Annotated in this window: 10 protein-coding genes; 9 read left to right on the plus strand and 1 reads right to left on the minus strand. The window is 52.5% G+C overall.

Annotated elements, in window-relative coordinates; all coding sequences use genetic code 11:
- The first annotated feature begins 25 nt into the window (after positions 1-25).
- From EFO84_RS08240 to tldD, 9 genes are all read left to right on the plus strand, one after another.
- Positions 26-2,965, plus strand: a complete 2,940-nt coding sequence (locus EFO84_RS08240; RefSeq protein WP_127347585.1) for a polymer-forming cytoskeletal protein — start codon at positions 26-28, stop codon at positions 2,963-2,965.
- A gap of 137 nt (positions 2,966-3,102) precedes the next feature.
- Positions 3,103-4,146, plus strand: a complete 1,044-nt coding sequence (locus EFO84_RS08245) for a rod shape-determining protein (protein ID WP_127347586.1) — start codon at positions 3,103-3,105, stop codon at positions 4,144-4,146.
- An 8-nt stretch (positions 4,147-4,154) separates the two neighbouring features.
- Entirely contained in the window at positions 4,155-5,036 is an 882-nt protein-coding gene (gene mreC / locus EFO84_RS08250) for a rod shape-determining protein MreC (protein WP_127347587.1), read from the plus strand.
- On the plus strand, positions 5,026-5,508 hold the full coding sequence (mreD, locus tag EFO84_RS08255; protein WP_127347588.1) for a rod shape-determining protein MreD: 483 nt from the start codon (positions 5,026-5,028) through the stop codon (positions 5,506-5,508). The genes mreC and mreD overlap by 11 nt, the downstream gene beginning before the upstream one ends.
- Before the next feature lie 16 nt (positions 5,509-5,524).
- Positions 5,525-6,124: a Maf family protein gene (locus EFO84_RS08260; protein WP_127347589.1), complete on the plus strand. Its 600-nt coding sequence runs from the start codon at positions 5,525-5,527 to the stop codon at positions 6,122-6,124.
- Complete coding sequence (gene rng, locus EFO84_RS08265) at positions 6,121-7,587, plus strand: ribonuclease G (RefSeq protein ID WP_127347590.1); 1,467 nt, start codon at positions 6,121-6,123, stop codon at positions 7,585-7,587. Before EFO84_RS08260 ends, rng begins: the two co-directional genes overlap by 4 nt.
- A gap of 4 nt (positions 7,588-7,591) precedes the next feature.
- The gene (locus EFO84_RS08270) at positions 7,592-11,512 is read left to right on the plus strand and encodes a YhdP family protein (RefSeq protein WP_127347591.1); all 3,921 of its coding nucleotides are present in this window, start codon (positions 7,592-7,594) and stop codon (positions 11,510-11,512) included.
- Positions 11,454-12,293 (plus strand): carbon-nitrogen hydrolase family protein, encoded by an 840-nt coding sequence (locus EFO84_RS08275; RefSeq protein WP_127347592.1) that lies wholly within the window; start codon positions 11,454-11,456, stop codon positions 12,291-12,293. The genes EFO84_RS08270 and EFO84_RS08275 overlap by 59 nt, the downstream gene beginning before the upstream one ends.
- 14 nt (positions 12,294-12,307) lie before the next feature.
- A complete protein-coding gene (gene tldD / locus EFO84_RS08280) occupies positions 12,308-13,747 on the plus strand; it encodes a metalloprotease TldD (RefSeq protein WP_127347593.1) in 1,440 nt (479 codons plus the stop codon).
- On the opposite strand, the gene yjgA is transcribed toward tldD, so the two are convergent.
- Positions 13,744-14,253 (minus strand): ribosome biogenesis factor YjgA, encoded by a 510-nt coding sequence (gene yjgA / locus EFO84_RS08285; RefSeq protein ID WP_127347594.1) that lies wholly within the window; start codon positions 14,251-14,253, stop codon positions 13,744-13,746. The two genes, tldD and yjgA, sit on opposite strands and share 4 nt — an antisense overlap.
- Positions 14,254-14,424: the final 171 nt, after the last annotated feature.

Genomic DNA, 14,424 nt, shown 5'->3' on the forward strand with positions numbered 1-14,424 from the left:
AAACCACGCTGTTTTGTGGAACATCATGGACAAAAAAGTTTTTTATCGCATTGCTGCATTTTTCATCATTGCTTTCGCACCATTGGCCCATGCGGCTACCTACACTCTGCCTGCCGACGCGGGCACCGGCAATAACAACGCGCCCTTCCGTAACTGTACCTTTATCGGCAGTGTTATGGACTGCAGTGGTGATGTACGCTTAGGTAATGGCGATGAGGTGATTATTAGCTTTGTTGGCACCTTGACCATCAACATAGCTGGCAACCTAGAGCTAGGTAACAATGCCACCATCAATGCTGCCGGCACCTCAGCGAACCTCATCATCAATGTCGGCGGAAACCTCGAGCCGGGCAACGGTAACATTATCAATGCCGATCTATCCGTCGCCGGTAATATCACCGCCGCCAATAACACCACGGTAACCGGTGGTTTGGTGATTTCTGGTAACGTCACCTTAGGCAACGGCAGTGATATTTCCGGTGATGTGACGGTAAACGGTAACTTTAATACCGGTAACAACACCTCTATTAGCGGCAATGTAGACGTCACCGGTGACGTTGAAGTGGGTAATGGCGCAGTGGTTACTGGTGACATCAGCACCGAAGGTGACTTGGTCATTGGTGAGGGCGCTACCATAGAAGGTGATATTGAAGCCGAAAGTGTCACCTTGGACCAGAATAGTCAGATCATCGGTAGTGTTGTTGCCGGCGACGGCGGCGTGTCGATTGATAGCAACTCCAACGTAAGCGGCAACGTGAACTCCGAAGGCCCAGTGGATAACAACGGTTCAGTAGACGGCTATATCAACGCTCCGCCGGGTAGTAATACCGGTGACGCCGGCGAGACCTGCTCGGACCCAAATGGTAACACCGGTTACGAAGAACCCTGTGGTGGCACAGGTGGGGCTATTGACCATTTTGAGATTGACCACGATGGCGAGGCGCTGACCTGTCTGGCTGAGCCGATCACCCTGCGCGCCTGTGAAAACGCCGACTGCTCGGTACTTGCTGACAACACCGGCGCGTTTACCTTAACCGCTAGCTCAGGCTTAAATACCTTCACCAGCACTGGCAATTTTAATTTAACGGGCGCCGTGGTGACCAACTTATCTATTCCGATAAGTGGTAGTTATACCTTGTCACTCACCACCGCAGACAGCGCCAATAATCCGACTCAATGTGATTTAGCAGGTGTGGATAACTGCGCTATGAACGCCGTTGATACTGGCTTTTTGCTGTCATCACCTGCAGAAGTTGTAGCCGGCGATGGTTTCACTATTACCGTAGAAGCGGTACGCACCGATAGCAACACCGGCGCTTGCGTAGCAGCTCTAGATGGCCTGCAGTCGGTCAATGTCGCCATGAGCTGCGAAGACCCAGCTACCTGCTTGCAAGCAGCCACTACGGGCGTTACTAGTATTCCTGAATTTCCAGCCACCACAGCGATTGACCTGACATTCACCGCTGGTGTGGCGAACTGGAATGTTAACTATGAAGATGCTGGGCGATTGGATTTTTACACCGAAAAAACAGTGGGTACGGGCGCTACGTTGGTGGGCAATTTAGCCAGCCCAATTTTAGTGCGTCCCGCCAGTTTTCAAGTACAACTGACTCCCGCTAGCGACGTCAGTACATTTTCTGCTGATTACAGCCAAGCACCGGTATTTTTGAAGGCCGGTGAGAGCTTTTCGGTGACCGTTACCGCGCTATCAAGCAGCAATCAAGTAACGCCCAACTATGGCAATGAGTTAGCGCCACAGCAGCCAAGTTTGCTGTCAACACCTAGCTATGTATTGCCCGCCAGCGGCGGCTCAGTGATCACCGTCGGTGCTTGGAGCTATGCGGGTAATGGCTCATGGACAGCCGCCAATGTGCGCTACAGCGATATTGGTGTGATTGCCCTGCAAGCCCAACAACAGGGCGGTAGTTACCTAGGTGGTGGCAACATTACGGGTAGTTCGGCGCCAATTGGCCGTTTTGTGCCAGCCTATTTCTTTGCCAGCGAGCTCGCCGCGCCAAGTTTGCAGCCCAGCCAAGACGACTTTACCTATTTGGGCCAGCCGCTCACTCTGTCTACCGATTTCCCGCAGCTCAGTCTTGAGCCCCGCAATGTGCAGGGTAGCCCGGTGGCGAACTATGCCAATAGCCTATTCAATTACACGGTCAACTGGGCTAACCGCAGCTATTTGCATAGCCTAGCCTGCGGTGGGGTGGCGCAAGATCTTAGCTTCACGCCAACCAGCAGCGCAGTGCTTGGGGTGAATAACGATACCGATGCCTTACCAGAGTTTATTGTGTCGCTGCCGGTTGAAGAGGGGCTTAGCTACAGCCAAGATCCAGCATTGGCAACTGCACCTTTTAATGCCTGCGTAGAGCTAACTATTCCAGCGGCAGCGCTGACCGACAGTGATGGCGTCTGCGCTAAGAATAACGATGCCGGTGGTTGTCTTGATTTTAGTTTTTCGCCGTTGCAAGGCACTGAGTTGCTGGATGGCCGTTTAGTGCTGCAACCGGCGCTGGGCCCGGTCAACGACGAACTGGAACTGCAGTTCAGCGTGGAATACTTCAATGGCACCGCCTTTGTGACCAATGCGCGCGATAACAGCACCGCATATAGTGATGCCTGGCTAACACCGTTGGCCACGCGCTTTGTCGACTTTGTCTCGGATGATGGTTTGAGTGCTGCAGATTTAGCCGCACAACCATTGCTGGCCAACCAAGTTGTGACCGGCGAGCGCCAAGTCAGCGCACCATTGATCATTTTCCAAGATATCGATCCGCCCTTAGTTGGAACCTTTGATTGGATTGTGAATCTGACTGATATTGGCTTACCGTGGTTAAGCTATGCTTGGGCCGCTGAGTGCAGCCCCGCGCTGGAGCCAGAATTGAACCCCTGTGCGCCGATCGAATTTGGTCGCTTTCGTGGCAATGATCGGATCATTTACACCCGCGAACTGGGTTGGTAAAAATTGTCTTAACATCGTTAATCGGTGAACGTAAAAGCATGGTAAGATGACTGCGTAACGCCTTGCCGTGCAGCGTTTGCATTGCTAAAGTATGATGATTGTCATACGCGACTAATTTGTAAGGGATTGGCCAGTCCATGTTTAAAAAATTTCGAGGATTATTCTCCAACGATTTATCGATCGATTTGGGTACAGCAAACACGCTGATTTACGTCAAAGGCGAAGGTATTGTCCTGAATGAACCGTCGGTGGTGGCGATTCGCCAGGAAAGCTCCGGCGGCGCAAAAACTGTTGCCGCAGTCGGCCATGAAGCAAAATTAATGCTTGGGCGTACTCCGGGCAATATTAAAGCCATCCGCCCCATGAAAGACGGCGTGATCGCTGACTTTGATGTCACCGAGAAAATGCTGCAACACTTTATCAAACGCGTGCATGACAGCCACTTTTTCCGCCCAAGCCCACGGGTTCTGGTCTGTGTGCCTTGCGGCTCAACCCAAGTTGAGCGGCGCGCTATCAAAGAGTCAGCCTTAGGTGCTGGCGCCAGTAACGTCTACACCATCGATGAACCCATGGCAGCCGCTATCGGTGCTGGCTTGCCCGTATCCGAAGCGACCGGTTCTATGGTCATTGATATCGGTGGCGGTACCACTGAAGTGGCTATCATCTCATTAAACGGTGTAGTGTATTCCTCGTCAGTGCGCATCGGTGGCGACAAATTTGATGAGGCCATCGTCAATTATATTCGCCGTAACTTTGGTGCACTCATTGGTGAAGCTACCGCAGAACGTATCAAGCACGAAATTGGTTCTGCCTTTCCTGGTGATGAAGTTCGCGAAATTGAAGTGCGTGGCCGCAATCTGGCCGAAGGTGTGCCGCGCTCATTCGTAGTCAATAGCAACGAAATTTTAGAAGCACTGCAAGAGCCGTTGATGGGCATCGTAAGTGCGGTGTTATTGGCGCTTGAGCAATCGCCGCCAGAATTAGCTTCAGATATCTCTGAACGGGGTATGGTATTGACCGGTGGTGGGGCGTTATTGCGCGATATCGACCGTTTGTTAATGGAAGAGACCGGTATCCCGGTGATTGTCGCAGATGATCCCTTGACCTGTGTCGCTCGTGGCGGCGGTAAGGCGCTCGAGATGATTGACATGCACGGCGGTGACCTGTTCAGTTCTGAGTAGGCGACAGCATGAAGTCGCTGTTTGAACGCGGGCCATCGCTTCGCACACGGTTTCTGATTGCACTGAGTTGTGCAGGCTTACTGTTATTTCTCGACCACCGGCTCAATACCATGCAGCCGGTGCGTTCGTTTTTAAATACGGTGGTGGCGCCCATTCAATATCTGGCGGTATTGCCACAACAAATCTCCGATCGTGTTGACTACATCCTCACTACGCGCACCGAGTTGCGTATCGATAATGCGCGTTTGCAAAATGAGCTGCTGGAGCTAGAAATGGCGGTTCAGCGGCTTAATTTCATTGAAAGTGAAAACGATCGCCTACGCCAGCTCCTGGGCTCCGATGTGCGTGGCAGTAGTCGGCGTATGGTGACCGAAGTGGTGGCTGTGGCATCCGACCCGTTTTCACATCAAGTGGTGATTAATAAAGGCTCTACCCATGGCGCCTATGTCGGTCAGCCAGTGTTGGATAACCGCGGTATCGTTGGGCAATTGGTCAGTGTGGGTCGCAATACCGCGCGGGTGCTGCTCATTTCTGACCAGAGCCATGCTATTTCCCTGCGCGTGCAACGCAATGACATTCGCGTGTTAGCGCAAGGTACCGGTGATTTGCAAAAACTGGCGCTACTCTACATTGCGCACAGCACGGATATCGAGATCGGCGATGTATTACTGAGCTCTGGTCTGGATGAAGTGTTCCCCGAGGGCTACCCGGTCGCAGAAGTGATCGCTATTGACCGCAATGAGCAATATCAATATGCCCGTGTCAGTGTTCGCCCATACGCGCAACTCGATCGGGTACGCAGCCTGTTATTGCTCTGGCCGGGTAATGTTGACGAGCAACCAGTGTTCGAGCAGCAGAGCGACAGCGAGGAGGCCAATAATGTGGATTAAGGCTGGCCTGATTCCGCTATTACTAAGCTATCTCGCGGCGCTAGTACTTATGGTATTGCCGCTGCCGCCGCTGCTAGAAATGTGGCGGCCTGATTGGCTCACGTTAGTGCTGATTTATTGGCTAATAGCGATACCGCACCGAGTTGGCTTTACCACCGTATTAGTATTGGGGTTATTAACCGATATTTTAATGGGCTCAGGTTTTGGTATATACGCCATAGCGCTAGTCGTGATTGCTTACCCTGTGCTACGTCATTTTCAGCGCTTGCGTAATCAATCGATGCTACAGCAGATTATTGTGGTGGGCATGTTGGTGTTGATGAAACGAGCCATTGTGTATGAGCTTGAGCACGCCTTAAATGGGGCGGTATTCAACATTACCTATTTGTACCCAGTGTTAACCTCCATGATTGCTTGGTACTGGGTGTATTTGTTGCTGCGCAAATACCGTCACCGTTACGCTATTCGCTAGGTTTTAGGGTCTTCGTATGCAGTTACTTCTCGCCTCAGCTTCGCCGCGTCGTCAGCAATTATTGCAATTGCTCGAGCGTCCGTTCGAGGTGATTTTGCCGCAGGTGGCCGAGCAGCGGCAGCCGAATGAAGTAGCGTCAGCCTATGTGCAGCGATTGGCGCTGAGCAAAGCACAAGCCGGTCTGGGTTTGGCGCAGGGCTCAGGTCATAGCGCTGATTACTACGTCATTGGTGCTGATACTATTGTGGTAGCCGGACAGCAAGTGCTCGAAAAACCACAGGATTTTGCTGATTTCTGCCGTATGATGGAGCTGTTGTCGGGCCAGGTTCATGAGGTAATGACCGCAGTCGCAGTGGTCGACGAGCGTGGTGTTAGTCAGTTGACAGTGACTACCGAGGTAAGCTTTAAAACCTTGACCGAGGCTGAGTTAGCGGCCTATTGGGCCAGCGGCGAGCCGCACGATAAAGCCGGTGGTTATGGTATTCAGGGGCGGGCCGGAAAATTTGTCACCCAATTGCGCGGTAGCTATTCCGCCGTGGTCGGCTTACCGTTATATGAAACCGAACAGTTATTGCTGCAGCGTGAGCAGTGTTATCACAAGGAATCAGCACAATGAGTGCCGAAATCTTAATGAATGTGACCCCCACCGAAACGCGGGTGGCACTGATCGAAAATGGCATCTTGCAAGAAATTCACATTGAGCGGCAAGCCAAGCGTGGCTTGGTCGGCAATATTTTTCTTGGCAAGGTATCACGGGTATTACCCGGTATGCAGGCTGCCTTTATTGATATTGGCTTAGACAAAGCCGCGTTTCTACACGCTTCAGACATCATCACTCACATTGATCAAGAAGAACTCGCCAGCCGCCCTGAGCAAGCCAAAGATATCGCCCAGTTAGTGCGCCCCGGGCAATTACTGGTGGTGCAGGTGGTGAAAGACCCATTGGGTACCAAAGGTGCGCGCTTAACCACCGATATCACCATTCCATCGCGCTATATGGTGCTGATGCCGCGCTCACCGCATGTTGGTATTTCGCAGCGTATTGAGGACGAGGCCGAGCGTGAACGACTGAAACGTGCAGCCTTGCCGTACTGCGACGAAGACGGCGGCTTTATCGTGCGGACAGCGGCAGAAGGCGCGGCCGATCAAGCACTCAGCCAAGACGCAGCGTTTTTACGGCGGCTCTGGGATACCATTCAAAAGCGTAAAAAGAACTTACGCAAAGTAGGGCTGTTATACGAAGACTTGAACCTCGCTTGTCGTATTTTACGTGATTTTGTTGGTGAGCCCATTGAGCGCATCCGGGTAGACTCGCGCGTGACCTTCGAGCAATTGTGCGAGTTTGTCGATGAGTTTATTCCTGAGCTCAAAGATGTGCTGGAGTACTACCCGGGCGATCGGCCTATTTTTGATTTGTTCGATGTCGAAAATGAAGTACAGCGCGCGCTTGAACGTAAAGTGGAATTGAAGTCGGGTGGCTCAATTATTATTGACCAAACCGAAGCCATGACCACCATCGATATCAATACCGGGGCGTTTGTCGGGCATCGCAACCTCGAAGAAACTATTTTTAATACCAACATTGAAGCGACCCAAGCCATTGCTCGGCAGCTACGCTTACGCAATTTAGGCGGTATTATCATCATCGACTTTATTGATATGCAAAGTAGCGACCATCGGCGCCGAGTTCTGCATAGTTTGGAGCAAGCGCTGAGCAAAGATCGCGCGAAAAACTCCATCAACGGCTTTACTACCCTGGGCTTAGTTGAGATGACCCGCAAACGTACCCGCGAGAGTCTTGAGCATGTGTTGTGCTCCGAGTGTCCGGTGTGTAATGGCCGCGGTTCGATGAAAACCGTGGAAACAGTGTGTTATGAAATTATGCGCGAAATTGTTCGCGTCAACCGTGCCTATGCCGCCGCACGCTTTGTGGTGTATGCCTCAGCAGCGGTAGCCGAGGCACTGTTCAACGAAGAATCACATGCCTTAGCTGAACTTGAGGTATTTATTGGTAAACAGGTCAAAGTGATGACCGAACCGCTCTATCACCAAGAGCAGTTTGACGTGGTGATGATGTAATTTTATGTGGCGCCGCTCAGCATTATTCACCTACCAAACCTTGCTCTATAGCATGGTTACGGTGCTGGTGCTGTTCGCGCTATTACTGACCACGTTACGCTATTTGCTGCCCCAACTACCCGATGTAACGCGACAACTTGAACATCTTTTGGCCGAGCGCTATCAAGTAACGGCGACCGTCAGTGAACTCAGCGCTGACTGGAATCGCAATGGCCCGCAATTGGTGCTGCAACAGTTACAAGTACCCCATAGCAACGGTGATGGGGTATTGCTAGCGGTGGCTGAAGCCCGTATTCACTTCAATTTTTGGCAGTCATTGCGCAGTTGGTCGTGGCAGATTGAGCGGGTCACCCTCGATAACGCCCAATTTAGCTATGATTTACGTACCCTCCAACAAGCCAATCAGGGCTTAGCCATAGAGCCATTGCAGCGCTTTTTCCTGCAGCAACTGAATCATGTTGAGGTTGCCAATAGCACACTCAGCCTGACCAACCTTCTTGGTCAACAGCGCGGCATCATTATTGATGAATTACGCTGGTTTAATCAGCACCAACAGCATCAAGGTGTAGGGCGTTTCCGCATTGATAATCTTGATAGTAATGCACTCGACGTCATGATCCGTTTGAACAGCGCTGATGCACAGGGAATAAACGGACAAATTTATGTGCATGCCGAGCAGTTGGATATTGCGCCATGGCTGCAGCAACAAATGGTTGATGTGGATGTTGCTGAAGCGCAGTTGAATTTTAGCTTATGGTTGAATGTGCAGGCGGATAATTTCGACCACGGTGTGCTGCGTTTAGGTGCTACGCAGTTGCGTTGGCAAGCCGACCAGCATGAGCATCAGTTATATATTGCTGATGGTGCCATGCGGTTACGTAATAATGGCGATGGTTGGTTACTGAACAGCACACCGCTCACGGTGGAGCACAATAACGAGCGCTGGGAGCTACCGCCGCTAAGCATGGAGCAACGGCCGGGACAATGGCAACTCAGTATGCAGCAGCTGCCACTGGCGCCGCTGATCCGCTTACTCAACCCGCAGGCAGATAGTGCCGATATGGCCGGACTATTGTCGCTTAAAATGCGTCAACGCAGTAACCAGCCGCTACAGTGGCAATTACAGGGCAACCAGTTAAGTTGGCCTCGCCATGGCGCTATCCCGGGTCTGCAAGGTGTTGATCTGCAACTTGTGGGGCACGGTGACCAAGCGCAGTGGCAATTGCTCGGTGATGGCGTCACGTTAAGCAGTGATGCGTTGTCGTACACGCACAGTTGGCAATTACCGCGGCTGGCTATTGGCGGCTCCTGGCAGTGGCACGATGGTGCCTGGCAACTCGCTATCAATGACCATAGCCAGATTGCCCTAGAGGGTATGACCTTTGCCTTGGCGGCGCGGTTACAGGCCAGCGGCGATGATGTTGAGGTGGCGGCGCGGGTGCATACGGTGAATGCTGAGCCAATTGCCATTGAGCATTTGCGCTTTCACTTACCCACGGTCATGGGCGATGACTTACACAGCTATCTCAATACAGCTCTGCTCGGTGGCGAAGCGGAGCATATCGCCATGGTTTGGCGTGGCCGTTTGACCGATTTCCCCTATGTCGAGCGGCAAGGCAGTTTTGCTGCGCAGGTTAACTTAAGCGATGCCATGGTTAAATTTCAACCTGATTGGCTGCCTGTGTACGATACCGATATCGTCGTTAACTTCAGCAATGAGCGCATGCATATTGTTGGCACGGACGCACAAATCGGACAAATGCAGCTACCGCGCATCGACACCGTCATCAGTGCCATTACTGAAAGCGCTGGCTGGCTTGAAATTGATGCCGAGGTGAACGGTCAGGCCGAGCAATTACAACCGGTATTTGCCCAATCACCGCTGGCACAGAGTGTTGCTGGTAGTTTACAGCGATTACAGCCGAGCGGAGCTATTAATGGGGCGTTAACGTTGCGCATCCCGTTGGGTGATGATGCTGCAGCGCAGCGTGAAATGAGCGCCCAAGGCTATGTCGATTTTGCTGACAATGACTTGTATATAAGTTTTGTCGACCAGCAATTCAGTGGTTTTAGTGGCCGCCTGAACTTTAACAATGCGCAACTGCAGGCTGATGAGCTGCGCCTAGAGTGGCAGCAGCTACCCCTGCAGGTGCAGCTGAGCAGTGGTGTGCAAGATGACGCCTACCAATTACGCGCAGATTTCGCCGCCAACTGGCCGATCGAGCAAATTCCCGAATTCAGCAACGGCTTGAGCGAGCTGATGAGCGGCGTATTAACATGGACCAGTCGCCTTGAAGTGCGCTTGCCCGATCAAGGTGATTATGCCTTTCATTGGCGCCAACAGACTGATTTGCAGCAACTAGCGCTGCAACTGCCACAACCCTTGAATAAACCTATGGGTACTGCTTGGCCAACCCAAGTACAAGTATCTGGTGGGCCAGAGCATATTCTTATCAACGCTGAATTGGCTGAGCATGGTTTACTCGAATTGCAGCTTAATGGTGATGGTAGCCAAGTGGTGCAGGGCTATGCACGAGCAGGTGAGTCAATCAGCACCAGCCCAAATGCCAATATACTGCGGCTCAAGCCGGTATTTGCCGTTGATATCAATAGCGATGCACTAGTGTTGCAGCAATGGCTGAGCAGTGGTGGTGCGTTGACGCGCTGGCTCAATAGCTTGAAGCGCAGCGAACAGCATCAGCAGAGCACTGCTAAACGCTCGCCGTTACAGCCTGATTTAGTACAGATCAGCAGCCAATCCTTTGATCTTTATGGGTATCCACTGGGGCCGAGTACGGCAGCGTTGTGGCCGCATGATGAGCGCGGTTGGCAATTAGATTTTGCTGCCGACAATGCCGCTATCAATGGCCATATTTTCCATAATGATGAGCGTATACAGGTGGATTTGGTGGCTGATTTTATTGAGCTGCTACCGCCAGCTATTGCCGAGAATGTTAATGAGAACCCTGCCGACGAGCCGCAGGTTGAAGCACTCTTGCTCAGTGATTTGCAGCAATTTCCGCAGTTGAGTTTAAACTGCAAACGCTGCCGCTACGGCGAGTATAATCTCGGTCGTGTGCAAATTCGTTTGAGCCCTGATAGCGAAGGTTTATGGCTGCAACAGTTGAATTTCCAGCAAGGCCGCCATCAATTGAACGCCAGCGGCCATTGGCTGGCGGCAACCGCCGAACAAAGCCCACTGACCAAGGTGCAAGGCACGTTCAGCTCGGCTGATTTGGGGGCCTTCTTGCGCGACCAAAACATCACCACCATGGTGCAGGACAGCCCAGCCGAATTCAGTTTTGATTTAAGTTGGCAAGGAACGCCCTTTGCGCTCAATACCGAAAGCTTAGATGGTCGCGTTACCTGGCGTTTGGGGCAAGGCTATCTCAATGAAGTAAGCGATGGTGCGGCGCGATTATTTTCGCTGTTGAGCCTCGAAGGGCTGATTAGAAAATTACGCTTCGATTTTCGCGATGTCTTTGCCAATGGCCTGTTTTACACCGAGTTTGGTGGCGAGTTTAGTTTGAGTGACGGTATTGTAAGTACCAACAACACGCGCTTGAATGGTTCGGCCGGTGATATGGAAATTAACGGCACCGTGAATCTCAACAGTACCGAGCTAAATTATCAGATTTTCTATATTCCCAAGGTCACCTCGAGCCTGCCGGTGATCGTCGCTTGGATGGTCAACCCACCGACCGGACTTGCCGCGCTGCTGATTGATCGGGTGTTGCATGATGCGCAGGTTATCAGTCGTTTGGAATATCGCATTACCGGCACGCTCGATCAGCCGATTGTTGAAGAAGTGGCCCGTGACAGCCGCGAGGTCGAAATTCCCCTCGAAAAACCTGAGGAGCCAGTCAATGAACAACAACCAGAGCCGCCCGCCGCTGCAACTGACGGCGGTACAACTAACCAGTAGCCCCGATCCAGTCGCCAACTTAGTTACCTTGCGGCAATTGTTTGCGCAATTACCGGCGGCACGGCCGCAATTGGTGGTGCTGCCCGAAGCCTGTTTGTGTTTTGGGGCTGGCGATGCGCAGCAACGGCAACTGGCCGAGCTACCCGGCCACGGCCCCATGCAAGACGGCCTAGCGGCCCTCGCGCGTGACTTCGGTGTGTGGTTGGTGGGCGGCACTATCCCACTGATTGATGATCCCGAACAGCAACGTTTTAGCGCTGCCAGCTTACTTTATAATCCGGCCGGCGAGTGTCTGGCTCGCTACAATAAAATCCATTTGTTTGACGTTGAGGTGGCCGATAGTACGCGAACCTATCGCGAATCGGCAGCCACGGTTGCGGGTACCGAGGTGGTCACCGTGAGCACTGAAATCGGCACCATCGGTATGGCGGTATGTTATGATGTGCGCTTTCCCGAGCTGTTCCGTAAGCTCCGTGTAGCCGGTGCTGACATCGTGGTGTTGCCATCAGCTTTCACGGCGGTGACCGGTTCGGCGCATTGGCACGTATTAACCAGAGCACGCGCCATTGAACAGCAGTGCGCGGTAGTAGCGGCGGCGCAAGTTGGCCAGCATGCCAATGGCCGCCATACCTATGGCCATGCCGTGGTTGTTGATGCTTGGGGCACCGTGCAAGCCGATGCCGAGCAAGCCAGCCCCAGTTTTGCCAGCGCCGTATTCGGTATCGAACAGCAACAGCAAATCCGCGCAAATATGCCGGTTATTACACACTTTAAAACATAGCAGGTTAGGTAATCATGCAGTCAGCTTTTGAAACGGTTAGCCATAATCTTTTGACCCAACGCCAACTCGGTGTCGATGCGCTTCAACAAGCTATGCAGAAGCTCTACAGCGGCGCCATTGACTTTGCTGATATCTATTTGCAAAGCAGCGTGAATGAATCGTGGGTGCTCGAAGATGGTATTGTCAAAGATGGCAGCTTCCACATTGAAAGCGGCCTCGGTGTGCGCGCTATTCATGGTGAAAAGACTGGCTTTGCCTATGCTGACGACATTAGTCCGCAGGCCTTGCAACAAGCCGCTGCTGCTGCACGCGGTATTGCTGCCGCCGGTGCCCATGGGCGCTTGAATGCTTGGCATCAACCGCGGGCTACCTCGCGCTATGAGGCGGTGAATCCGTTACATAGCCTGAATGAAGCGGCGAAAATTGATTTATTACGTGAAGTGGACGCTTACGCGCGGAGCCTCGATAACCGTGTGGTGGAGGTGATTGCCAGCATTAGTGGCAGTTACGATGAAATTTTAGTGGCCGCCACCGACGGTGTGTTGGCTGCCGATATTCGCCCGTTAGTGCGGCTGAATTGCACGGTATTAGTCGAGCACAATGGCAAGCGTGAGCGTGGCAGTGCCGGTGGCGGTGCGCGCGTCGGTTATGACTATTTCTTAGCTGATTTGCGCTGGCAAGAATACGCCAAAGAAGCTGTGCGCCAAGCCTTAGTGAACCTAGAAGCGCGCCCAGCGCCGGCCGGTACCATGCCGGTAGTACTCGGTTCAGGCTGGCCCGGCGTGCTGTTGCACGAAGCTGTAGGGCATGGCTTAGAGGGTGATTTTAACCGCAAGGGTGCCAGTGCCTATGCCGGTAAAATTGGCCAGTTGGTTGCTTCGGAGCACTGTACTATCGTTGACGATGGCACCATCAATGACCGCCGTGGTTCACTCACAGTGGATGACGAAGGTACGCCAGCTGGTTATAACGTGCTGATCGAAAAAGGCCGCTTGGTCGGCTACATGCAAGATAAGCTCAATGCCCGCTTAATGGGGGTTGCCGCTACCGGTAATGGCCGCCGTGAATCGTATGCACAATTGCCAATGCCGCGCATGACCAACACCTACATGCTCGCCGGAGAGCATGACCCGGCCGATATTATTAAGAGTGTGAAAAAAGGCATCTATGCGCCGCATTTTGCCGGTGGTCAGGTGGATATCACCTCGGGCAAGTTCGTGTTCTCAGCGTCAGAAGCATATTTGATTGAAGACGGCAAAATCACCGCACCCATTAAAGGCGCCACATTGATTGGTAACGGTCCCGAAGCGATGTGCCAAGTATCGATGGTGGGTCATGATTTGCAGCTGGATGCTGGCGTTGGCGTGTGCGGCAAAGATGGTCAGAGCGTGCCGGTGGGCGTGGGTCAGCCAACCTTAAAACTGGACGCGCTGACCGTAGGTGGCACCGATTAAGCGGTCGCCACCGCACGTAAATATTTGAATAGTTCGCGGGCGGCCGCTGGTGGCTTACCGAGTTGTAGTTCTTTGCTGGCATTGCGCTGTAACTGGCGAAGTTGCTGACGATCAGCCTGCGGATACAGGTCCATAAAGGACTGAATAGCGCTGTCGCCTTCAGCAATAATGGCATCACGGTGCTTTTCGAGCTGATGGAATAAGGCGTTCATGGCGTCGTGCTGATGTTCAACATCATGCAGAGCTTGCTCAATAGGCGCACTATCGCGCTGGCGCATGAGTTTGCCAACCAGTTGCACTTGGCGCCGGTAGCCTTCGCGCTTGCCACGAATACGTTGGGCCAGCAAAACGGCGTCACGCAAAATGTCATCCATAGGGATCTTGGCCAATTGCGACGGCACTAAGGCGATCAGTTTTTCACCAATATCTTGCTGCGCTTCAGCGTCACGCTTCTGCTGTGATTTGGTGATGTAATAAATTTCGTCATCGTCGTACTGATTGCTCATGCTCTGCCTGTGTGCTGTGGTGCTTCGGGTTAAACCAATGTGATTACGCGTTAGTTTAGCATTAGACGCCTTTTTTCGACATGAATAAGTTCGACATGACTAAGTTCAACATGAATAACGTCCACATGACGCATGATGATAAACTCAGTGGCACAGCGCCACAGTAAACCC

It is taken from the genome of Pseudidiomarina mangrovi, assembly GCF_003999375.1.
In the GTDB taxonomy this organism is placed as follows: domain Bacteria; phylum Pseudomonadota; class Gammaproteobacteria; order Enterobacterales; family Alteromonadaceae; genus Pseudidiomarina; species Pseudidiomarina mangrovi.